This window comes from Pantoea sp. BJ2 (genome assembly GCF_040255075.1).
In the GTDB taxonomy this organism is placed as follows: domain Bacteria; phylum Pseudomonadota; class Gammaproteobacteria; order Enterobacterales; family Enterobacteriaceae; genus Pantoea; species Pantoea leporis.
The window spans coordinates 1,674,296-1,696,358 of record NZ_CP158292.1 but is presented as its reverse complement, the minus strand read 5'-3'; the positions used below and the strand labels follow the sequence as shown (position 1 = coordinate 1,696,358).

The window sequence follows — 22,063 nt, the reverse complement described above, 5'->3', positions numbered from 1 at the left end:
ATTTATTGCGCTATGTGGCATGAGATACACGTCTAAAAAGCGCGATAAATCGCGCCGCTACGAAGCGTGCGCGATTTATATAACGATAATCAATGCGGCTGATAACGGCAACGCGCCACCGCATCCAGCCAGCCGTGATAATTCTCTTGCATGCTTTTCGCCTGATCCTCACGCGGCGTGATCACGCTACCGCCCTGTAACGCCTGCATCTCACTGCCCTGCTGCCACCAGCCTAAGGTGCGGCCCGCTAATAGCGCGGAGCCCAGCGCAGACACTTCTGCCGTCGGTACGCGTTTCAGTGGCCGCTGCAATACATCGGCCTGCATCTGCATCAACCAGCTATTTTCCGTGGCGCTGCCATCCACGCACAGCGCAGGAAGTTGCACGCCACTGGCCTGCTCCATGGCAAAAAACACATCGGCGATCTGGAAAGTGATCGACTCCAGCGCCACGCGCGCCAGCACCTCCGGCGTCGCCGCATCGGTCAAGCCACATACCATGCCGCGCGCTTTCAAATCCCACCAGGGCGCGCCAAGACCGGAAAGCGCCGGCACAAAATAGATGCCCTGATTGTGTTCGCTGCGCTGCGCCAGCGCAGTGAGTTCTCGCGGATCATGAATGCCAAGCATGCGGCCCAGCCACGCCGCGCCGGAACCGGTGTGGGTAATGTTGCCTTCAAAGGCATAGCGCAGCGTGCCGTCGTGCCACGCCACCGTGGTGCTGAGGCCATTTTCCGTCAGCAACGGCGTCGCCATCGACATCATCAGTGATGAACCGGTGCCGTAAGTGGCTTTCACCACCTCTTCGCTGCCGTTGCGCTGCGCTTGCAGCGCAGCGTGCGAATCGCCGATGCGTGACAAAATCGGCGTGCCGGGCGCTAAACCGGGAATATCGTTGCGTGTCACCACGCCTTGCGCGCTGGCCGAGGGCACAATCTGCGGCAGCGCCGCGCGGGGAATATGGAACAGCGCCAGCAATTCATCATCCCAGTCGCCGCTGTGCAGGTTGTAGAGTTGGGTGCGTGCCGCATTGGCATGATCGGTGACGAAGATTTTGCCGCCGCTCAGTTGCCAGTTCAGCCAGCTATCCACGGTGCCGATACAGAGTTCACCGGCCTGCGCGCGCGCGAATCCATTCGGCAACGCAGTAAGCATGCCGGTAAGTTTGCCGGCCGGAAACATCGGATCCACCGCCAACCCGGTGAGTCCGGTGATACGTGGTGCTTTACCCGCCACGCGGAGATCGCGGCAAAACGCCTCCGAGCGGCGATCCTGCCAGCTGACCAACGGCGTCAGCGGCTGACCGTTATGTCGCTGCCAGATCAGCACCGATTCGCGCTGGTTACTGATCGCCACCGCCGCAACCTGCGCCCCCGCACACTGCGCCAGACAAGCGCTCACCGCCTGTTTCACCGCCTGCCATATCGCCAGCGGATCCTGCTCCGCCAGACCCGGCTGCGGATGTTCCAGCGTCAGCGACTGACTGCCGCGTGCCACCACATTGCCGGCACGATCGACCGCAATCGCTTTCGCGTTGGTGGTGCCTTCATCAATTGCCAGTATCAACGAACCTGCCATCTTTACGCTCCTGCACAGATGCGCGCTGCACTCTTCACCACGCTGGCGGCATCAATGCCATGTCGGGCACGGGTGGAGGCGCGATCGCCAGCAATCGCGTATTCGCCGTCGGGGATGCCCAAACGCAGCAGCGGGATGCCACAGCCGCCTTCCGCCAGCACTTCCGCCACCAGGCTGCCGACGCCGCCGTTGACGTTGTGTTCTTCCACGGTAATGACCGCTGGATAGTGATTTAACAGCTCGCGCAGCTGTTGGGTATCACAAGGTCGAATCGATGGAATGCTGATCACACCTGCTGTAATGCCTTGCTCATGCAGTTGCTCGGCGGCGTGAACCACCTCGTGAACCGTCGAGCCCATCGCCACCAGCACAATGTCATGACCTTCACGTAACACGTCGATTTGGCCAGGACGGAATTGATAGTTTTCATCGTGCAGCTGCGGCAGATCCTTACCGTCCAGACGGATATACACCGGCCCGACATGCGCCAGCGCATACTCAATAATCTGGCGGCACTCCAGCGGGCAGGATGGCGCATAGATTTCGATGTTGCCGAAGCCGCGCATCACCGCAATGTCGTCGATGCTGTGATGGGTGCTGGCCAGCGGGCCGTAGCTGGCACCGGCATTCAGGCCAAACAGTTTAACGTTGGTGTTGTTGTAGCAGACGTCGACTTTAACCTGCTCATTGGCGCGGGAAACCAGGAACGGCGCGGCGTTGCAGGTCACGGCCACTTTGCCGCCAATTGCCAGACCGGCGGCGGTGCCCACCAGCGTTTGCTCCGCGATACCCACGTTGATCAGGCGATCGGGGAATGCTTTGATAAAGGGCGCAATTTTCGCGGTTGAGGTGGAATCGGCCACCACCGGCACTAAATCGACACCGCGATTAACCGCATCAATAAATGCCTCAACCATTACCGTCGCCAAATGTTTTGCATTACTCATCTTTTAATTCCTCCAGTGCCAACGCAATCTCTTCCCCTTTCGGCACACGGTGATGCCACTCCGGTTTGCCCTGAATAAAGGAGATGCCGAAGCCTTTTTCGGTATGCGCCACAATCACCTGTGGCTTGCCGCTGTTGCGCGGCAGGTTTTCGATGGCGTCCACCACCGCCGCCATGTCATTGCCGTTGCACTCGCTCACATCCAGACCAAAGGCGCGCCATTTTTCCGGCAGCGGATCGGTATTCATGATGTCGCGCGTATGCCCCGCCAGCTGCAGCTTGTTCTTGTCATTGATGATCACCAGGTTATCGAGGCCGTAATGCGCCGCCACCAGCGCCGCTTCCCAGTTGCTGCCTTCAGCCAGCTCACCGTCACCGGTGACGACAAAAATGCGTCGGTCGCTGTTATCTTTCTTCGCCGCCAGCGCAATGCCGACCGCCACCGGTAAACCGTGACCAAGCGCGCCGGTGTTCAGCTCAACGCCCGGCGTTTTTTGACGCACCGGATGGCCCGGCAGATGCGAATCGGAATGCTGATAAGTCGGCAGCCATTCGGTGGGGAAATAACCGGCTTCTGCCAGCACGCAGTAATAACCGCCCACCGCATGGCCTTTCGACTGGATATAGATGTCGCGCTGCGGATCGTTGGTGCGATCTGGCGCGCAGTTCAGGATGCGGAAATAGAGCGCGGTAAGGATCTCAACCTGTGAGAGATCGGCACCGGTGTGACCGCCCGCCGGGCTGCCCGCATTAAGCTGGATGATGCGGCGGCGCACGGCGCGCGCTTTCGCTGCCAGATCCGCTACCGTGTATTTGAAAGGATTCATAGACACCTCTGAATTTTAAAGCATGGATGAATATTTATTCGTGATAAAGAAAAAAAGGTGCAGACAATCAGCGCCTGCACCCAACCGATTAACTTTTTGCCGGGCTACCGCCCTCCTCAATCAGCGCTTTCTGCGCCACCACCGCCGCTTTCTGCTGCATGCGGCTCTGCATTTGGTCGATGATCACCGCCACGATAATCACGATGCCTTTGATCACCATTTGCCAGAACTCGCTCACACCCATCATGATCAAACCGTCGGCGAGGAAGCCGATCACAAAGGCACCAATCAGCGTGCCAAGAATGGTGCCGCGTCCACCCGCCAGCGAGGTACCGCCCAGCACCACTGCGGCAATCGCGTTCATTTCAAAGGAGGTTCCGTTCGCCGGATGGCTGGCCACCAGCTGCGACGAGACCACGATGCCAGCAATTGCCGCGCAAAAACCGGAGATGGCATAGACCCAGATTTTCACCGACTTCACTTTCACGCCCGAGAGTTCAGCGGCGCGTTCGTTATCGCCAATCGCGTAAACCTGACGGCCAAACGGCAGGCGGCGCGCCACGTAGGCAATCACCAGCGCCAGCAGCACCATCATCCAGATGGCCCACGGCAAACCAAGGAAATAGCCAGCGCCAATCTTGTCGAATCCGGTATTCCCCAGCATTTCATTGCCCTGCAAACCGGGGAAGGTTTCGCCGCCCGAGGTGAGCATCGCCGTGCCGCGCAGGATGTACATGGTGCCGAGCGTGCAGATGAACGGAGCCACGTTATAGCGGGTAATGATCCAGCCATTGACCGCACCAATCAGGCCGCCAATCAGCAATACAATCGGCACGATTAGCCACACGCTGGGAAAGATAGCGATGCCAAACATCGGCAACACAATGCCTTTGGTAATCAGCCAGCCGGCGATCATGCCGCACAGGCCGAGCGTGGCGCCGATGGAGAGATCGATGCCCGCCGTGATAATGACAAACGTGATGCCGAGCGCGAGGAAGGCGTTAATGGCGATGTGTTTCACCATGATCACCATGCTGCCCACCGCGAGGAAATCGGGCACCGTGATAGCGAAGAAGCCGACAATCAGAAACAGCGCAATAAAGGTGCGCAGTTTGAGCAGCAGCAAAATCAGGCTTTCGCGTGAGTTGAATGCTTTGACAGGCGATGCGAGCGCGAGCGCGCCATTGTTTTTCATATCAGAACCCTTGTGCGCTTGCTTTAACCAGCGCCGCCTCTTCCGCTTCAGCGCGCGGCAGGTCAGCAGTCAATTTGCCGCCGGACATCACAATGATGCGATCGGCTACGGCCATGATCTCTTTCAAATCCGAGGTGGAGAACACCACCGCAATGCCCTGCTCCGACAGCTTCACCATCATGCGGAACACTTCGCCTTTGGCACCGACGTCGATACCACGGCTCGGTTCATCCAGCAGCAGCAAGCGCGGATTGGTCAGCAGCGATCGGCCAATCACCACCTTTTGCTGATTGCCGCCGCTCAGTGCGCTAATGGCGACATCCGGCGAGGAGATTTTGATTGCCAGATTGCCGACGGTGCTGGTCACCACTTCGCGTTCCGCCTGCTCTGAAATCACGGTGCGATGCGACAGACGCCGCCACAGGCTGGCGATGGTGAGATTACTCGCCACCGATGAGATGGGAAAAATGCCCGAGCGTTTGCGATCCTCCGGCACCAGACTCATGCCCATACGAATGCGTTCAGCGGTCGGCAGACGCGTCGGCAGCGGTTTGCTGTCGAGCCACAGCTTGCCGAGATAGTTACGCTGCGTGCCAAGCAAACACTCAAACAGTTCGGTGCGCCCCGCGCCCATCAACCCGTAAATGCCGACGATCTCTCCGGAACGCACCTGAAAACTGACATCATCCACCAGCGTGTTGCCGTTCGGGCTGACGCAGGTGATGTGTTCGGCTTCCAGCACCGGCGCACCGAACTGGCGATCCGGCGGCAGGAAAGTGCCGACAGGTTCACTGCCCAGCATTTCGCGCACGATCCACGGCACGTCGATATCGCTGACCTGCGCTTCGGCCTGAAAACGCCCGTCGCGCAGAATGGTGATCACATCACCAATCGCCATCAGCTCCTCGAGCCGATGCGAGATATAGATGATGGAGACGCCCTGACGCGTCAGTTCGCGGATCACCCGAAACAGGATCTCCACTTCAGTTTTGCTCAGCGCCGAGGTCGGTTCGTCGAGGATCAGAATGTCGGCGTCCTCCGCCAGCGCTTTGGCGATCTCCACCAGTTGCTGCTGGCCAACCTTCAGGCTGCCAACCTTCTCATCCGGTGAAATTGGCTGATCGAGGCGCTGCATCAGCGCGGCGGTGCGGCGTTTCTGCTCGGCTTCATTGATGGGCCGAATGCCGCTTTGGATTTCCCGGCCAAGGAAAATGTTCTCCGCTACGCTGAGGTTCTCAAACAGGTTGAGCTCCTGATGCACCATGCCGATGCCGTGACGCGCGGCGTCTCGCGTGCTGTGAAACGCCACTTTGTTGCCATTGAGGAACATCTCACCGCTGGTTGGCTGCTGCACGCCGGCGAGAATCTTCATTAGCGTCGATTTGCCCGCGCCGTTTTCGCCGATGATGACGTTAACTTTGCCGCGCCACACGCGGTAATCCACGCGATCCAGCGCTAAGGTGCCAGGGAATAGCATCGACATCTGATTAGCTTGCAGAATGATCTCGTCGCTCATTATGGATTCCCCTGCTGCAGCTGCACCGCAACCACCTCATCCACTGTGCCCGCGCCCATGCTGACGGCCAGCAGCGCCTGCGCCGGTTTGCCCACCCAGCTGGCATCCACTGCGGGCAGCTGTTTCACCGCGTGGCGATTGAGTGCTTTGGTGAGCTGCGCGTATTGCACCTGATTAATAAACTCTTCAAAGCGGAAACCGGCTGCATCGCGAATCGCGTTGCCGCGCAGCACCGGACCAATCAACACTTTCACCGGCTTGCCGTTGATGGTCATGGTGAGGCTGCGTTCCCGCTCGTTGCTGTTATCAAACGCCGTTACCGTGCCTGCCGCGCGCACAAACACGCTTTCGCTGCCGCCCGCTTTGACGGTGTGGCTTTTGGTTTCCATATCCGCCCAGCTCAGCGCCTGCTTCTCAGCTGGCTGCTGCACGCGGCTGGCCCAGCTTGACTCCGCAATCTGCTGCGGCGTTTGATCGCTGTAGCCCGGTTTAGCGTTAGGATCTTTCGGCATGATGGGTTTGCCGTTGGCATCGAGATCCACCACGGTGCAGGCGGCTAACATCAGCGTCAGCAGCGCCACCAGCGTGCCGCTCAGCGCTTTCCCCTTCATGCCGGCCTCCATGTTATGGCGCCAGCTTGAAGGTTTTCAGCTTCGCGGCGTTGCTGTCGTCAATCAGCACGCAATCCATCAGCTGCTTCTCCTCTTTCTGCGCTTTGCCATTCTTCAGGTAGTAATCCACTTGCTCGACGGCCATCTGCGCCTGATCCCAGCCCGGCTGCAGCACCGTCGCTTTGATGTTGCCTTTATTGAGGATGGAGTCGCGGGTGTAATCGCTGCCGTCGAAGCCGACCACGATCACATTGGTTTTGCCCGCCGCTTTCAGCGCCGCTTCCGCACCGAGCGCCATGGTGTCGTTACCGGAGATCACGCCAACGATATTCGGGTTCTTCTGCAGGATGGTTTCCATGCGGCTGAAGGCTTCAGTCTGGCTCCAGTTGGCACTCTGCTGCGCCACCATCTTCAGATCGGGATAATCATCCAGCACATCGTGATATCCCTGCGAACGTACACCCGCATTGGTATCTGACTCTTTGCCCAGCAGCTCGACATAATCCCCTTTGCCGTTCAGCAGTTTGGCGAACTTCTCGGCGCCGAGCTGTGCGCCCTGATAGTTGTTGGAGACGATTTGCGCCACGGCGATGCCGGTTTTATTGATTTCGCGGTCAATCAGGAAGGTAGGAATGCCGGCATCTTTGGCTTTTTGCACCGGGCCAACGGTGGCATCTGCACCGGCGTTATCAAGAATGATGGCTTTGGCTTTGCGCGCGATGGCGGTTTCAATCAGCTGATTTTGCTTATTCACGTCATCATCGTGTGAGGCCACCAGCGTGGTGTAACCGAGCGCTTTGGCTTTCTCCTGCGCGCCGTCGGCTTCGGCTTTGAAGAACGGGTTGTCATGCGATGGCGTAATAATGGCCAGCAACCCCTTATCCGCCGCCAGCGACGCCGCCGAGATCATCATGATTGAAGCAAGTAGAGAGACTTTGAGGACAGAGGCTTTCATTTGTTATCTCCGATTGAATATATATTCAATTGCGATTTTATATGCATAATGACTATGCGCTGGCTTTCTGAGCACGTCCATTGCCCGATCCTCAAAAAGCGAAAACGATCACAAAATGTTCTGCGTTGTTATTTATGACAGGCTGATTAACAATACCAGGCAGGTTAAGAGAGAGAAAAAACCATGGCAAAACAGGATGAACAGCGGCTGATGGTGAAAATCGCCACGCTTTATTATGTGGAAGGCAGGAAGCAGTCCGACATTGCGCAGCTCTTGAAGCTGTCGCAATCTTTTGTGTCGCGCATCCTTAATCGCAGCGTGAAAGAAGGTGTGGTGAAGATCAGCGTGGTGCCGCCGGCCAATGTGTTCCCTGAGCTGGAAAAAGCCATTGAGCAGCTGTATCAACTGCCGCAGGTGATTGTGGTGGATGTGCCGGATCAGGCTTCTGCATTGCAGATCAAACAGGCGATCGGTTCCGCCGCCGCGCACTATCTGGAAACGCGGGTGCGTGCCGATGAGCTAATTGGCATTTCCTCCTGGAGCGGCACCATTCGCGCCATGGTCGATGCGCTGCATCCGCTCAGCGCGCCGTGCCAAGGCGTCATTCAGCTGCTGGGCGGCGTGGGCGCTAACGGCAATGTGCAGGCCACGATTCTGACGCAGAATCTCGCGGCGCTGCTGGGTTGTCCGGCGTGGCTGCTGCCGTCGCAATCAATCGAACACTCGGTAAAGGATCGCCAGCGTTTATCGGTTAATCCCGATGTCGCGGTGGTACTGGAAAAGTTTGATCAGGTGGACCTGGCGATTGTCGGCATCGGCGATCTCGAGCCGTCCGCCCTGCTGCGTAATTCCGGCAACTATTACGACGGTGAGATGCTGCAAACGCTGGCCGAACGCGGCGCGGTGGGCGATATCTGCCTGCACTATTTCGACGCCGACGGTCAACCGGTGCTGAGCGCAGAGGAAGATCCGGTAATTGGTATGGAGTTGGCGCAGGTAAAACGCTGTCCGCAGGTGGTGGCGTTAGCGGGCGGCAAAGAGAAAGCGCAGGCGATTCGCGGGGCGTTGCGCGGCGGTTATGTGCAGGTGTTGATTGTGGATTATCCGACGGCGCGATTGTTGGTGTAGCGGCGCAATTCATTGCGTCATAAATCGCGCCGCAACAGATAGGTGTACAGCATCAACCGATGGTGCGGTAGGCGGTGGTGACTTTCCATAAATAACGCGGGGCCTGCGCCGCCGGATGCTTATTCTGTACGTGCTGGTAAAACTCGTCCGGCGTCATGGAATTGATCATCGCAATAGCACGGTCGCGGTCACGTGAGAAAGTACGCAGCAAGGCACCAGCACCGTTGGCGTAGGAGACAATGGTGGCGTAACGCAGGGTCAGCGGATCGCGAATTCCGGCTAAGGCGGAATCCTGCAGAATTTTCAGGTAGGCCGCGCCAATATCGATGTTCTTGGCCGGATCGCGCAGCTCGGACGAGGATGGCTGACCATGACGGCCCTGGGTGCGATAGACTTCGCGGCCCGCGGTCGAGGCCTTAATTTGCATCAGACCAACCGCATTGGAACGGCTCACCACGGTGGGATTGCCTCCGGATTCGACACTAATAATGGCGCTGATTAACTTCTCATCAACGCCATAATGACTGGCGGCATCTTCGGTAAACATTGACCATGCATCATTCACTTTCGACGGCGGTGCCTGAGTTAACGGCGTATTCTTCTCGGGCAGTGCCGGTTTTTCCGGCTCGCTGGAACAGCCAGCAAGCAGCAGTGCAGAAAGCATAAGTAGGCGAATTTTCACTGATTTTTGGTTCCGCAATAGGGTTGGCGCAAGCTATCATACCTGGCGCAGCGCGATGCAAAATTACCGTTTATCCTAAATCGGTAAAAAACCTTATGCTACCGTGACTTCGATAACGCATTTCGTCATCATCAGCAGGCCACTCTACAGCAGGATGGAAGTTATGGTTACTCCCCGCACGCTACGTCTCATTGCCCCTTCCGGTTATTGCCACAATCAGGACGCCGCCCAGCGCGCGGTGAGTCGTTTACAGGCTGCTGGCCATCATCTTGACAATCTATCGGCGATCACCCGCCGCTTTCAACGCTTTGCCGGCGATGATGCGCAGCGGCTGAATGATATCAATGCGCTGGCCACGCTGGAGGCGCTGCCCGATATCGTGCTGGCGGTGCGTGGCGGCTACGGCGCTTCACGTTTGCTGGATAAGATCGATTACGTTGGTCTGCAACGTCGATTGCTCAATCAACCGGTGGCGCTGTGCGGCCACAGCGATTTCACCGCGCTGCAACTGGCGTTACTGGCACAAATCGGGCTGATCACCTTTAGCGGGCCGATGTTGGCCGGTAACTTCGGCGCCGAGGCATTATCTGATTTTACCGAATCGCACTTTTGGCAAACGCTGACATCACCTACAGTCAATCTAAGCTGGCACAGCACCAGCCCGGATCACGGCCGCTGGCAAGGCACTTTATGGGGCGGCAATTTAGCGATGATTTGCTCGCTGATTGGTACGCCGTGGATGCCGCAAATTGAAGGCGGCATTCTGGTGATCGAAGATGTGAACGAACATCCGTTCCGTATCGAGCGCATGCTGATTCAGCTGCAGCAGAGTGGCATTTTGTCGCGCCAGCAAGCGATTATTACCGGCAGCTTTACCAGCACATCGCTGTCGGCGTATGACAACGGTTTTGATTTTGCCACCGTGTGGCAGCGCATTCGTGACGAGTTTCAGATTCCAGTGATTAGCGATCTGGCTTTTGGACACGATGCCGATACCGTGACGCTGCCGCTGGGCGCTAGCGCCACGTTGCAGATTGAGAATGGAGAAGCACAGTTCGCCTTCACCGGCCACCCGACATTGCGCTAACGTGTTGCCGCAGGAGACCGACAATGAAGCCACTGTACGACGATTTGTGGATCTCCACGCCAGAATTCCCCGCCGAAGAGACGGCGAGTGACTTAATGATGCATGGCTTTATGCTGTGCCACCCACGCGGCAATTTATTGATTGGCCGCGTGGAGCATCCGCTCGACCATGAGTTCCTCAACGATGCCGGCGGCGTCATTCGCCACTATTTGACTCACTGGCACGAAGCCGCGCCGGGAGCGATCGCCATTCAGCAGCGCTTTAATAGCGCGCTCTATTGCCACAGTCGTTCGCTCGGGCCGGTCAGTTTGGTGATTGAGCCCGACGAAACCTTTACACAGCAAGAGACGCACTTCGGCGATTTTCACCTGCTGCCGACGCCCGGACACACGCCCGGCAGCAGCAGCTATCTCTACCACTCGCCGCTCGGCCACACTTATCTGTTTGTCGGCGATACGCTGACCCGCGATTACAACCGCTGGATCAGCGTGCTGATGCCTGAAAGCAATCCCACCGAACTGCAGCAGTCGCTGGAGTTGTATCGCTCGTTACGCCCGGATGTCGTGCTGATGAGCACCACGCGCGGACATCTTTCGTGGGCTAAGGTGAATTTGCAGAGCTGGCTGGCAGCCATTGATGAGGCGGAACAGTCGCCGCTGGATTTGCGCCAGCGGCAACTGATCAAACCGGGCTATTAACTCACGAGTTTGGACGCGCGCTGTCGTCGTAGCGTTCCAGCGACAGAATCTGCGCATCGCGCTTATCGGTGCGGCTGCAGGGCAACAACTTGTTGCTGTTGGCGTAGACGAAGAAAGTTTCATCGTTCTTTTTGTTCACGATTAACTGATCGCCATTACGAAAACGGGTGATGGCAACTTTGTCACCCCCTTTCAGGCTGGTGCGCTGCTGCCCGGCAGCAATCTGGAAGTGGCGCGTTGGCCACATTAACGTACTCAAACCATACTCGGCACGCGATACCGTCATAGTCGGACGGCCGGGACAGGTGATTTGGTATTCGGTTTCGCTCCAGGCGGGCGCTATCTGACAAGCCAGCACGCCAACGGCCATGACTAATGCCTTCATTGGGTTCTCCGCTGAGGTTAAATGATGATTTCGTGGAGGGATTGGCCTTGCTGCTGCATTCCATAAACTTCATCCAACAACAGCAAAGCCTGGTACATCAAGCGCAATGAGATTCTGCGGGAGCAGGCACTACTCAGCAGCCACTTGCGCCGCGACCAACATCAATGCCAGTCCGGCCTCTTCGGCTTCAAAACGCTGCATCACTTCCTGAATGGCCGCTACGCAGTTCATTACCTGCTTCTTTTTGTCGGCTTCTAATTTGTCGATCGCGTGCTGAAGAATCATTAAACTCGCTTCTTCTTCTTTCATTAATTTACCCTTGTTTTGCTTACCTGGTGCGCAACGCTGGCAAGAATACCGTTTCTCTGCTAGTAAAGTCACCCCTTTACATTCCTTCCGCTTAACGATTATACAAATGACAAATGGGAAGCAGCGTCAGACCTGCTATGATCCACTTATCAGTACGCATAGGCGTGCCATGGCAAACCAGGGAATGAAGCAGGTGCTCATGTGGCGAATCACGGTTGTACTCACCCTTTTAATGTTAGCTGGCTGCAGTTCCGCACCGAAAGGTGTCGACTGTCCGGGCGAAGTGTCGACGATTTATGGACAATCGATGGGCAACACGCAGGCGCGCATCTTTGATTTGGTGAGCGCCTTCGCCGTATCGCGCGATGGCGTGAAGGTGCAAAGCGGTACGCTGCACTCCACCGATCGCTTTCAGTACGTGCCATCGGCCATCACCGCGGAGGGCTTTTACGCGCAACGCCTGTCTGATAAACAGTTCCGCCTGATCAATCCTTATCAGAACACCATGATTACCTGGACGTGCCCATAAGCCGTGCGTCGCAGCGTGAGATGGTTTATTGTCTGCCCATCGCACGCGGCGGACCTGCATGATGGAAAAGAGTCTGGATAACAACGGCTATATCGATTTCCCCTTTCCAGCCAGCACCAATGCGGATGGCTCGGTGAACCCCTGTGGATTTGACCTCACGCTGGAAACCGATCGTATTGATGAGATCACCGCCGGTAAACACTCCGAAAATATGCGGCGCCTGCTGGAAGAAGTGAATCTGCAGGATGGCTTATTTATGACGCTGGCCTGCGACTGGCAGCAACGGGACGATGGCGTTTGCGGATTTATCGATGTGGCATTTCGTCCGACGGTGGCAGGCTTCAATACGGAAGAGACGCAAAGCCTCGATCAGGCGTTTGAAATCTACCTCAGCCGTCAGGAGAAGCAGCACAACATGCAGAGTGGCACGCTAATCAACTACGCGCGTGCGGTGCTTGATTGGAGCTGGTCTCCGCTGCAGCAGCGCCACATGCGCTACGAAAAAGTGACCTTGCGCTATTACTGCCAGCAGGCCGACGATGCCGAATGGTGTTTTGACCACCTGCGTCACTTTCTGGTGAGCTGGTATCCGGCTTATCGCGGTCAGCGCTAACTTCAGGTTTTCGCTTTCCCACTCCGCTGGCATGCGCAGAATTTTTGCGCACTGCAAACTGCTGTTACAACCTTTACCGCTGCGTCATTTGCTGCCTGCAGTTTCTCTGACTACGCTTTACAGGACATTCACCACGATCAGGGAGTCTTTATGAGCGACAAAGCGGAAGCAAAATTGAATGAAGCGGCGGGTGCCGTCCAGGAAAAATTTGGTCAATTCACCGGTTCACGCCGTCATGAAGCCAAAGGCGCGGCGCGTCGTTATCCGGCTCAGGCCAGCTATGCGGTTCAGGATGCAGCGGATTGTGTGGTGAAATCGGTACGCGATAACCCCGCGACCGGCCTGGCAGTTGCAGCCAGCATTGGTGTGATTGTCGGTTTTCTGCTCGGACGTAAGTAATCCGTTAAAACGGGGCCTCAAGGCCCCGATTTTAATGGGGCTGACCCACTTCATATATTCCTTCTTTGATATGTTCATCCGGCGTTTCAGCCACATCTGCGGTGCTGTTTTCCATCTTCAAATGACGATCGTGCTGCAGGCTTAACGTTATTAAGCTTGAAGGCTGTGCGCAAGCGACCACAGACAGCAGCAGAAAAAACCACGCAGCGACAACTTTCTTTACCATCGTTCTTTTTCCAGCAAGCTGAGATATGTCGGCTCAGATTGCCCGAGTAAATGAAAATGAGTGTCAATGTGCCGCAAAGCTATGTAGTCAGTTGTGTACAACTACACCTGCGCGCGCCGTGCTTTGTATCGCGCAACCATGGTCATCAGCGCCTGGTAAATTAATCCCGCATACAAGCTCATCACGATCACCATGCCGATCTCTTTGCCCTGCGCCTGCCACGAAACAAACCACATAAAGATGCCCCACAACAGCGAAAACAGCAGCCAGCCTTTAACGAACTTGATTACACCTTGCATACCACCTCCTGAATCGTAAGCGCTGAAGATAACGGTTTAGTCTTTAATGCACACTGCCATCAGCACGTAAATGTTAACTGTTTCAAAGTTCTGCGAAAGGGAATGTAAACCCACGATGGTGTAGACTAATGCGCACGCGTCGCATATCGCCATCGGCGCGATTATGTTTGAATTCCCGCCAACACTGTCCGGCATGTGGTTGAAATGAATTATTTAAGCAAGATACAAAGTTTTATTGAGGGTAACACGGTGCTGTCGGCCGCTTTCAGCCTGGTATTATTGATGTTTGCCGGCATGATCGCCCATCTGATCTGTAAATTCTTTATCGTTAAGGTGGTCAGAAAGGTGTTCTTCAGCACGCACAAAAATCAGGTGCCGCTGGATAAGGACGTCAGGCTGTCGGAGAAGCTCTCTAACTTTATCCCGGTGATCACGGTCTATTATCTGCTGCAGTTTATGCCAGATTTACCCGAGCATCTGTTGATCGCAATTAAGACCATCTGCGGCATTCTGTTCTTCGTCTATTTATCGCTGTTCTTTACCGAAGTGCTGGAGATCGTTAATAACTCCTATTCGAAAAAAGCCAAGCGCAAAAATCACTCGATCAAGGGTTATATTCAGGTCGGCAAGATTCTGGTGCACATTATTTCGGCGATTATGATTCTGGCGATTATGTCGAATAAATCGCCGGTGATTATTATCTCCAGTTTGGGTGCCGTAGCGGCGGTATTGATGTTGGTGTTCCAGCATACGCTGATGTCGCTGGTGGCCAATATTCAGGTGTCATCGAACGATGTGCTGCAACTCGGCGACTGGATTGAGATGCCGGATAACGGCATCAGCGGCGAAGTGATCGATATCGCGCTGCATACCATCACCATTCGCAACTGGGACAATACGCTGTCGCGTATCCCCACCAAAAACTTCCTCACCGAAACCTACACCAACTGGCAGGCGATGTTCTCCTCCGGCGCGCGCCGCATTATGCGCAGTTTCCATCTTGATCAGATGTCGATACGCTTTCTCGATCACGAGATGGTGCAGCAGATGAGCCAAATCCGCGGCGTCAGTGAGCAACTTTCAGCACTGATGGATGGCCGCGATAGCAATGCGGTGGGCGAACGCTGGTTTGCAGAAAACGGCATTACCAATCTAACGGTGTTTCGTAAATACCTGACGGCGTGGCTGTCGCAGCGCGACGATATCAAAAAGGATATGTATATCGTGGTACGCGCCATGAAGCCTTCGCCCGAGGGTTTGCCGGTGGAGGTTTATTGCTTCACCTCGTCAGTGCTGTGGGTGGATTACGAGGATTCGCAGTCGGCCATTTTTGAGTATATCTATGCGATCGTCGGTCACTTTTCACTGCGGATGTACCAGCAACCGGGTGGCAGCGATTTCTGGCGACTGTCGCAGGAGCGCGCTCAAATCGCCAAACCCAATGAGCAGCAAGTCGATTAATGCATTAAAAAAACGGAAGCGATTAGCTTCCGTTTTTTCTGACGATGAGTGAATAGCCTGCGCTTATGACATACCGGTGAGGACGCTGATTTTTCAACTTTATTTATCGTACCCCTCCATGTAAAATTCGCATCTATTTTGCAAATAATGATGTCGTCATGGCTAATATTTCACTATGTTGAAATTATTCTCACGTTTTTTATCAGTTGGCATCATTAACACCCTAATTCATTGGATGGTGTTTGCAGCCCTGTATTCTCTTAATACCCGCCAATGGCTGGCTAATCTGTTGGCTTTCATTGTCGCGGTAACATTTTCATTTTTTGCCAATGCACGCTGGACGTTTAAAGCCGAAGCGACAACTTTTCGCTATGTCATCTTCGTGGCCTTTATGGGCATAATGGCCGCCGGCATCGGCAGTTTCGCCGATCATACGCATATTAATCCGATTATCACGCTTATTTCATTTTCTATAATAAGCCTGGTATTCGGCTTCATCTATTCAAACTTTATTGTTTTTAAGGTGAAAAAGTGAAAATTTCTCTGGTCGTTCCCGTCTTCAATGAAGAAGATGCAATCCCGATATTCTATCGTAACGTCAAAGAAAAACTCTCTTCTTACCCTCTCGAAATTGTCTTCATTAATGATGGCAGTACCGATAGAACAGAGCAGATTATTAAGTCGCTGCGGGATGATGACGAATCTGTATTAGTCATTAATTTTATTCGTAACTTTGGTAAAGAAACCGCGCTGCTTGCCGGACTTGAACATGCTACCGGTGATGCAGTCATTCCGGTTGACGTTGATTTACAGGATCCCATCGAAGTGATTCCCTTGCTAATAAGCAAATGGCAAGAGGGATGGCCCATTGTGCTGGCAAAACGCAATGACCGCAGTAGCGATAGTCATTTCAAGCGTAAAACTGCTGCATGGTTTTATAAACTGCATAATAAGATCAGTTCACCAAAGCTAGAAGAAAATGTTGGAGACTTTCGTTTACTTTCTCGCGCGACTGTCGAAAACATTAAGCAATTGCAGGAACGCAATCTATTTATGAAAGGCATCCTGAGTTGGGTGGAGGGTGATGCTGCCATCGTGGAATATAGCCGTTCAGCGCGCGTTGCGGGAGAGGCAAAGTTTAACGGATGGCGACTTTGGAATTTAGCGCTTGAAGGGCTGACCAGTTTCTCAACCTTTCCGCTCAGAGTGTGGACCTATATTGGTTTTTTTGTCGCATTCCTGTCGTTCGTTTATGGCGCGTGGATGATCATTGATAAAATAATATGGGGTAACCCGGTTGCAGGTTATCCATCACTACTGGTATCAATACTGTTTTTGGGTGGAATTCAATTAATTGGAATAGGTGTGCTAGGTGAATATATTGGCAGGATATATATTGAAACCAAGCATAGACCTCGATATATTAAAAAGGAAGCAGATGACAAACATAGCTTGTAATAACTTTAAAGTTTATCTTTTTTTAGCTGCGGCATTATTGGTTTGCTATAGCCCTGTCTTTCTTTCAAGCTATGCCTTTTCGGATGATTGGTACTATCTGTTCAGCGCCCAAACTGATCCTGCCAGCATTTTCAAGTGGGACGTCCTTTCTGGAAGGCCGGCCTATGGCGCTTTGCGCTATGGTTTCTCTTTCCTGATATCCAGCGTGGACTCTTTGATACTGATAAGAGTGCTATCCGTTGTCTCTCTTATTTTACTAAGCTGTTACTTTTACAAATTTATCTCTGAGAGAGATATCCTTAAAAATCCACTGCAGAGAGTTATATTCTCTTTAGTGATCTGTTTACTGCCCTCTTTTCAGGTATTCAACGCCTGGTCAGTATGTTTTCCTTTTGTGACGTCTATTCTGCTTGCAGGATGGAGTTACTCAGCGTTAACCCGATTGCGCGGTATCAAGGGAGTCATCTTGTCAGCCTTGCTGATTACGCTCTCTTTCGCTATTTACCAGCCCACTGCCATGTGTTTTCTTTTTTTTGCGTTTATGGACACTTGCCTGACTTCACGTAAAGTCGATAAAAAGGAACTCATTCGTACATTCTTAATGATTTTCTTTGGCATGTTGATGGCATTAATATTAGCCAAAGCCATCCCGCTCCTGTTATTCGGCGAGACACTTTCAAGAAGTAATATCACCATCGATCTCATGGGAAAGATAAAATGGTTCTTTGTAGAGCCATTAAAAAATGCCATCTGTAACTTTGACACTGGCAGAAAAGCACTCTCGGTTATCATATCTCTGTTATTCATCTTTATTGGATTGAAAAACATTAATGAGAATGGCAAAGAGAAAGTGTTTTTATCTTTCCTGTTCGCTGTTGCAGCAGTGACACCAAACTTGCTGGTGACGGAGAGTTGGGCGGCTTACCGTACTATCAGTGCGCTCTCGCTGATTACCACTTCTTGCTTCCTTATCGGGCTATTCTTGGTTATCGATAAGACAAAATACTCACGATTCATATATATATTGCTGCCTGTCGCTGCCGGATGGCTTGCAGCCAGTAATATTAAAGAGGGTTTTTCTTCACCTCAGCAAAAAGAGTATGCACTTTTAAAAGCCGAAATAACTAAAATGGTCGCAAAAGATTTCGATGGCGCCCTTTACTACCGCTTAAATAGTGAGAATTTGCCAAAAATTGCAAAATCATCGAAATATGATGAGTTTGGTTCTTTATCTTTAGGCATGTCGTGGACGTTTGCCGGTATGGCATTCACCGTAAAAAAAGAAGCGGGTATGAATTACACTCTAACCAAATCGCCAGTGATCACCGGCAATGAGAGCTGCACAGGAAAATGCATGATTATCGATGCTCAGTCGGTGCTGGCAAGGCAATAAACCGAGATTATCCGCGAACTTTAGACAAAAAAAGGGAGCCATTGGCTCCCGTTATGCTTTCTGCCTGAGTGGCAAATTACATGTTGCTGATGATCGCGTCACCAAACTCTGAACATTTCAGCAGTTTAGCGCCTTCCATCAGACGTTCGAAATCGTAGGTCACGGTTTTGTTAGCGATTGCGCCTTCAACACCTTTAACGATTAAGTCAGCCGCTTCGAACCACTCCAGATGACGCAGCATCATTTCAGCTGACAGGATCACTGAACCTGGGTTCACTTTATCCTGACCTGCATACTTCGGTGCTGTACCGTGCGTCGCTTCGAACAGGGCACATTCGTCACCGATGTTGGCGCCTGGTGCAATACCGATACCGCCAACCTGTGCCGCCAGGGCATCAGAGATGTAGTCACCGTTCAGGTTCATACAGGCGATCACGTCGTATTCCGCCGGACGCAGCAGGATCTGCTGCAGGAAGGCGTCGGCGATCACGTCTTTAACGATGATCTCTTTACCGGTGTTCGGGTTCTTGAACTTCATCCACGGGCCGCCATCGATCAGCTCGCCGCCGAACTCTTCTTTCACTAACTGGTAACCCCAGTCTTTGAAAGAACCTTCGGTGAACTTCATGATGTTGCCTTTGTGAACCAGGGTCAGAGAATCACGGTCGTTGGTGATGGTGTATTCAACCGCTGCGCGCACCAGACGTTTAGTGCCCTCTTCCGAGCATGGCTTAACGCCGATACCACACTGCTCAGGGAAGCGAATTTTCTTCACGCCCAACTCTTCGCGCAGGAACTTGATCACTTTATCCGCTTCTGGCGTGCCCGCTTTCCACTCGATACCGGCATAGATATCTTCTGAGTTTTCACGGAAGATCACCATGTCGGTCTCTTCTGGACGCTTAACCGGGCTTGGCGTGCCTTTGTAGTAGCGAACCGGACGCAGACAAACGTACAGATCCAGCTCCTGACGCAGCGCAACGTTCAGAGAACGAATACCGCCACCAACTGGGGTAGTCAGCGGGCCTTTGATGGCAACGCGATATTCTTTGATTAAATCGAGGGTTTCCTGCGGCAGCCAGACGTCCTGGCCGTAGAGTTCTACTGATTTTTCGCCGGTATAAATTTCCATCCAGGAAATTTTTCGCTCGCCGTTGTAGGCTTTCTTCACAGCGGCATCAACCACTTTCAACATTACCGGGGAAACATCAACGCCGATACCGTCACCTTCAATGTAAGGAATAATCGGGTTATTCGGAACATTCAGTTTTCCCTGATCCAGGGTGATTTTTTGACCTTCCGCCGGAACAACTACTTTGCTTTCCATCAACCTCTCCTTCGAGCGATTTTTTGTTAATGATTTGTAAGATGCGGGTCAATACTACTTGATAATTTCCGCTACGCCAATCACCGTAGTTTCGCGCTATAATGCGCCGAATGATTCCGACTGCAAAGCCCATGCGAAAAACTTCTCAACGAATTCACCAGGATAAGCGCGCAAGCGCCCCGGCACGTAAGCCCGTGCGCCGCGATACCCGTCCGAAAGGCCCAAGACGCGTCATACTCTTTAACAAACCATTCGATGTTTTGCCGCAATTCAGTGACGAAGCCGGACGCCGCACGCTGAAGGATTTTGTGCCGGTGAGCGACGTCTACGCCGCTGGCAGACTCGATCGCGACAGCGAAGGATTGATGATTTTGACCAACGATGGCGCGCTGCAGGCCGCGCTGACGCAGCCCGGCAAGCGCACCGGAAAGGTCTATTTTGTGCAGGTGGAAGGTGCGCCGCAGGAATCAGATTTATCCCTGTTACGCAGCGGCGTGACGCTGAACGATGGCCCCACTTTGCCGGCAGGCATTGAGTTAGTGGACGAGCCAGAGTGGCTATGGCCGCGCCAGCCGCCGATTCGTGAACGCAAAGCGATTCCCACCAGCTGGCTGAAAATCACCTTATTTGAGGGACGAAATCGCCAGGTGCGCCGCATGACGGCACACATCGGCTTTCCGACATTGCGCCTGATTCGCTTTGCGATGGGCGAACATCAGTTAGGCGATTTGCCCCCGGGTGAATGGCGCGATATCAGTGCAGCCATTTAATAACTTTTAGTTAACAATTTCGGAGGAAGGATGTTTAAACCTCATGTAACGGTCGCCTGTATTGTGCAGGCACAGGGACATTTGCTGGTGGTTGAAGAGCGCGTGCACGGTCGTATTACCTGGAACCAGCCCGCCGGGCATCTTGAGGCCAATGAAACTCTTCTCGAAGCCGCCCAGCGTGAACTGTTTGAAGAGACCGGCATTGAAGCCAAACCTGAATATTTCCTCGGCGTGCAGCAGTGGATTGCGCCGGACGATACACCTTTTGTGCGTTTCCTGTTTGGCCTCGATCTGGCCGAAAAAGTCGATACCTCGCCGCACGATCGCGACATCGACTGCTGCTGGTGGCTGCCGCCAGAGCAGATTCTGACGGCCAATCGCCTGCGTTCGCCGTTAGTGGCAGAGAGCGTGCGACTGTGGCAACAAGGCGAGCGTTATCCGCTGCATCTGGTCGCGCCGTTCCAGTGGCCGTTTCATGAGGGTGCGCGCCCCGCTTCTGCATGATAGAATGCGCCGCCTGTTTTTATCGTAATTTAAGAGTGCGTCATGTCTGACAACAGCCAGAAAAAAGTGATCGTCGGAATGTCCGGCGGCGTCGATTCTTCCGTTTCCGCCTGGTTACTGCAGCAGCAGGGCTACCAGGTTGAAGGCCTGTTCATGAAGAACTGGGAGGAAGACGATGGCGAGGAGTATTGCACCGCCGCCGATGATCTGGCTGACGCACAAGCCGTGTGTGACAAACTCGGCATCAAACTGCACAAAATCAACTTCGCCGCTGAGTACTGGGATAACGTGTTCGAGCACTTCCTGGAAGAGTACAAAGCCGGCCGCACGCCGAATCCTGACATCCTGTGCAACAAAGAGATCAAGTTCAAAGCCTTCCTCGAATTCGCGGCGGATGATCTCGGCGCAGACTTCATCGCCACCGGCCACTACGTGCGCCGTCAGGATGTGGATGGTCAAAGCCGCCTGCTGCGCGGCCTCGACGGCAACAAAGATCAGAGCTATTTCCTCTACACGCTCAGCCACCAGCAGATCGCGCAAAGCCTGTTCCCGGTTGGCGAACTGGATAAGCCGGAAGTGCGCCGCATCGCTGAGCAGCTGGATCTGATCACCGCGAAGAAGAAAGATTCCACCGGCATTTGCTTTATCGGTGAGCGCAAGTTCCGCGACTTCCTTGGTCGTTATCTGCCTGCGCAGCCGGGCGAAATCGAAACCGTTGACGGCGAAATCGTCGGTGAACATCAGGGCTTGATGTACCACACGCTCGGCCAGCGTAAAGGTCTGGGCATCGGCGGCCGTAAAGAGAGCAACGACGATCCCTGGTATGTGGTCGACAAAGATGTGGCGCGCAATCGCCTGATCGTGGCGCAAGGCGGCGAGCATCCGCGCCTGATGTCCGTGGGGTTGATTGCCCATCAGCTGCACTGGGTTGATCGCCAGCCAATGACCGCGCCGCTGCGCTGCACGGTGAAAACCCGCTATCGCCAGACCGACATTCCGTGTGAAATTATTCCGCACGGCGATGACCGTATTGAAGTCCGTTTTGACGAGCCGGTTGCGGCCGTCACGCCAGGCCAATCCGCCGTGTTCTATCTCGGTGAAGTGTGCCTCGGCGGCGGCATTATCGAACAACGCCTGCCTCTGGCAGAAGCCTAAGGTCGGCGCTGCC

26 protein-coding genes are annotated in these 22,063 nt (G+C 53.9%); 13 read left to right on the top strand and 13 right to left on the bottom strand.

Features of this window, described 5'->3' with window-relative positions; translation table 11 throughout:
• Positions 1 to 89 precede the first annotated feature (89 nt).
• From AAF463_RS07810 to AAF463_RS07780, 7 genes are all read right to left on the bottom strand, one after another.
• Positions 90 to 1,577 carry an FGGY-family carbohydrate kinase gene (locus AAF463_RS07810; protein ID WP_350261815.1) on the bottom strand — a complete coding sequence of 496 codons (1,488 nt, stop codon included), beginning with the start codon at positions 1,575 to 1,577 and terminating at the stop codon, positions 90 to 92.
• A 2-nt stretch (positions 1,578 to 1,579) separates the two neighbouring features.
• Positions 1,580 to 2,524: a transketolase C-terminal domain-containing protein gene (locus AAF463_RS07805; RefSeq protein WP_101760785.1), complete on the bottom strand. Its 945-nt coding sequence runs from the start codon at positions 2,522 to 2,524 to the stop codon at positions 1,580 to 1,582.
• On the bottom strand, positions 2,517 to 3,350 hold the full coding sequence (locus tag AAF463_RS07800) for a transketolase (RefSeq protein ID WP_101760786.1): 834 nt from the start codon (positions 3,348 to 3,350) through the stop codon (positions 2,517 to 2,519). Before AAF463_RS07800 ends, AAF463_RS07805 begins: the two co-directional genes overlap by 8 nt.
• A gap of 88 nt (positions 3,351 to 3,438) precedes the next feature.
• The gene (locus AAF463_RS07795; protein ID WP_101760787.1) at positions 3,439 to 4,545 is read right to left on the bottom strand and encodes an ABC transporter permease; all 1,107 of its coding nucleotides are present in this window, start codon (positions 4,543 to 4,545) and stop codon (positions 3,439 to 3,441) included.
• 1 nt (position 4,546) lies between these two features.
• Positions 4,547 to 6,061: a sugar ABC transporter ATP-binding protein gene (locus tag AAF463_RS07790; protein WP_110865954.1), complete on the bottom strand. Its 1,515-nt coding sequence runs from the start codon at positions 6,059 to 6,061 to the stop codon at positions 4,547 to 4,549.
• On the bottom strand, positions 6,061 to 6,672 hold the full coding sequence (locus AAF463_RS07785) for a DUF2291 family protein (RefSeq protein WP_350261814.1): 612 nt from the start codon (positions 6,670 to 6,672) through the stop codon (positions 6,061 to 6,063). The genes AAF463_RS07790 and AAF463_RS07785 overlap by 1 nt, the downstream gene beginning before the upstream one ends.
• A gap of 13 nt (positions 6,673 to 6,685) precedes the next feature.
• Positions 6,686 to 7,627, bottom strand: a complete 942-nt coding sequence (locus tag AAF463_RS07780) for a D-ribose ABC transporter substrate-binding protein (RefSeq protein ID WP_101760789.1) — start codon at positions 7,625 to 7,627, stop codon at positions 6,686 to 6,688.
• A gap of 183 nt (positions 7,628 to 7,810) precedes the next feature.
• Between AAF463_RS07780 and AAF463_RS07775 the strand changes: the two genes are divergently transcribed.
• Positions 7,811 to 8,755 carry a sugar-binding transcriptional regulator gene (locus AAF463_RS07775; RefSeq protein ID WP_137385584.1) on the top strand — a complete coding sequence of 315 codons (945 nt, stop codon included), beginning with the start codon at positions 7,811 to 7,813 and terminating at the stop codon, positions 8,753 to 8,755.
• Positions 8,756 to 8,807: 52 nt separating this feature from the next.
• On the opposite strand, the gene emtA is transcribed toward AAF463_RS07775, so the two are convergent.
• Positions 8,808 to 9,437, bottom strand: a complete 630-nt coding sequence (gene emtA, locus AAF463_RS07770) for a membrane-bound lytic murein transglycosylase EmtA (RefSeq protein WP_072093393.1) — start codon at positions 9,435 to 9,437, stop codon at positions 8,808 to 8,810.
• A 163-nt stretch (positions 9,438 to 9,600) separates the two neighbouring features.
• Here emtA and ldcA point away from each other — a divergent pair, with 163 nt between their 5' ends.
• A complete protein-coding gene (gene ldcA / locus AAF463_RS07765) occupies positions 9,601 to 10,524 on the top strand; it encodes a muramoyltetrapeptide carboxypeptidase (protein WP_110865951.1) in 924 nt (307 codons plus the stop codon).
• Between the two features lie 23 nt (positions 10,525 to 10,547).
• On the top strand, positions 10,548 to 11,222 hold the full coding sequence (locus AAF463_RS07760; protein ID WP_101760794.1) for an MBL fold metallo-hydrolase: 675 nt from the start codon (positions 10,548 to 10,550) through the stop codon (positions 11,220 to 11,222).
• 1 nt (position 11,223) lies between these two features.
• On the opposite strand, the gene AAF463_RS07755 is transcribed toward AAF463_RS07760, so the two are convergent.
• The gene (locus AAF463_RS07755; protein WP_101760796.1) at positions 11,224 to 11,607 is read right to left on the bottom strand and encodes a hypothetical protein; all 384 of its coding nucleotides are present in this window, start codon (positions 11,605 to 11,607) and stop codon (positions 11,224 to 11,226) included.
• 129 nt (positions 11,608 to 11,736) lie between these two features.
• Positions 11,737 to 11,916: a hypothetical protein gene (locus AAF463_RS07750; protein ID WP_008108187.1), complete on the bottom strand. Its 180-nt coding sequence runs from the start codon at positions 11,914 to 11,916 to the stop codon at positions 11,737 to 11,739.
• Positions 11,917 to 12,115: 199 nt separating this feature from the next.
• Between AAF463_RS07750 and AAF463_RS07745 the strand changes: the two genes are divergently transcribed.
• The 3 genes from AAF463_RS07745 to AAF463_RS07735 all read left to right on the top strand — a co-directional run bounded on the left by AAF463_RS07745 (position 12,116) and on the right by AAF463_RS07735 (position 13,457).
• Positions 12,116 to 12,445 carry a hypothetical protein gene (locus AAF463_RS07745; protein ID WP_101761034.1) on the top strand — a complete coding sequence of 110 codons (330 nt, stop codon included), beginning with the start codon at positions 12,116 to 12,118 and terminating at the stop codon, positions 12,443 to 12,445.
• Positions 12,446 to 12,506: 61 nt separating this feature from the next.
• Entirely contained in the window at positions 12,507 to 13,058 is a 552-nt protein-coding gene (locus AAF463_RS07740; protein WP_101761035.1) for a hypothetical protein, read from the top strand.
• A 150-nt stretch (positions 13,059 to 13,208) separates the two neighbouring features.
• On the top strand, positions 13,209 to 13,457 hold the full coding sequence (locus tag AAF463_RS07735) for a DUF883 family protein (RefSeq protein ID WP_101760797.1): 249 nt from the start codon (positions 13,209 to 13,211) through the stop codon (positions 13,455 to 13,457).
• A 31-nt stretch (positions 13,458 to 13,488) separates the two neighbouring features.
• Here AAF463_RS07735 and AAF463_RS07730 read toward each other — a convergent pair whose 3' ends face one another.
• Together AAF463_RS07730 and AAF463_RS07725 are read right to left on the bottom strand one after the other, a co-directional pair.
• A complete protein-coding gene (locus AAF463_RS07730) occupies positions 13,489 to 13,683 on the bottom strand; it encodes a hypothetical protein (protein WP_350261813.1) in 195 nt (64 codons plus the stop codon).
• A 101-nt stretch (positions 13,684 to 13,784) separates the two neighbouring features.
• Complete coding sequence (locus AAF463_RS07725; RefSeq protein WP_007891509.1) at positions 13,785 to 13,982, bottom strand: DUF6404 family protein; 198 nt, start codon at positions 13,980 to 13,982, stop codon at positions 13,785 to 13,787.
• A 204-nt stretch (positions 13,983 to 14,186) separates the two neighbouring features.
• Here AAF463_RS07725 and AAF463_RS07720 point away from each other — a divergent pair, with 204 nt between their 5' ends.
• The 4 genes from AAF463_RS07720 (at position 14,187) to AAF463_RS07705 (ending at position 18,294) form a co-directional block, all read left to right on the top strand.
• Entirely contained in the window at positions 14,187 to 15,443 is a 1,257-nt protein-coding gene (locus AAF463_RS07720; protein ID WP_277974754.1) for a mechanosensitive ion channel domain-containing protein, read from the top strand.
• A gap of 175 nt (positions 15,444 to 15,618) precedes the next feature.
• The gene (locus tag AAF463_RS07715; RefSeq protein WP_280172708.1) at positions 15,619 to 15,978 is read left to right on the top strand and encodes a GtrA family protein; all 360 of its coding nucleotides are present in this window, start codon (positions 15,619 to 15,621) and stop codon (positions 15,976 to 15,978) included.
• Positions 15,975 to 16,901 (top strand): glycosyltransferase family 2 protein, encoded by a 927-nt coding sequence (locus AAF463_RS07710; protein WP_350261812.1) that lies wholly within the window; start codon positions 15,975 to 15,977, stop codon positions 16,899 to 16,901. The genes AAF463_RS07715 and AAF463_RS07710 overlap by 4 nt, the downstream gene beginning before the upstream one ends.
• Positions 16,882 to 18,294 (top strand): glucosyltransferase domain-containing protein, encoded by a 1,413-nt coding sequence (locus AAF463_RS07705; protein ID WP_350261811.1) that lies wholly within the window; start codon positions 16,882 to 16,884, stop codon positions 18,292 to 18,294. The genes AAF463_RS07710 and AAF463_RS07705 overlap by 20 nt, the downstream gene beginning before the upstream one ends.
• Positions 18,295 to 18,370: 76 nt before the next feature.
• On the opposite strand, the gene icd is transcribed toward AAF463_RS07705, so the two are convergent.
• The gene (gene icd / locus AAF463_RS07700) at positions 18,371 to 19,621 is read right to left on the bottom strand and encodes an NADP-dependent isocitrate dehydrogenase (protein WP_350261810.1); all 1,251 of its coding nucleotides are present in this window, start codon (positions 19,619 to 19,621) and stop codon (positions 18,371 to 18,373) included.
• 110 nt (positions 19,622 to 19,731) lie between these two features.
• On the opposite strand from icd, the gene rluE reads away from it, so the two are divergent.
• Genes rluE through mnmA form a run of 3 tightly spaced genes read left to right on the top strand, consistent with a single transcriptional unit; the run spans position 19,732 to position 22,050 of the window.
• Positions 19,732 to 20,391, top strand: coding sequence for a 23S rRNA pseudouridine(2457) synthase RluE (rluE, locus tag AAF463_RS07695; protein WP_350261809.1), 660 nt, complete (start codon positions 19,732 to 19,734; stop codon positions 20,389 to 20,391).
• A gap of 30 nt (positions 20,392 to 20,421) precedes the next feature.
• A complete protein-coding gene (locus AAF463_RS07690) occupies positions 20,422 to 20,895 on the top strand; it encodes an NUDIX hydrolase (protein WP_101760804.1) in 474 nt (157 codons plus the stop codon).
• A gap of 42 nt (positions 20,896 to 20,937) precedes the next feature.
• Positions 20,938 to 22,050, top strand: coding sequence for a tRNA 2-thiouridine(34) synthase MnmA (gene mnmA, locus AAF463_RS07685; protein WP_350261808.1), 1,113 nt, complete (start codon positions 20,938 to 20,940; stop codon positions 22,048 to 22,050).
• Positions 22,051 to 22,063 lie beyond the last annotated feature (13 nt).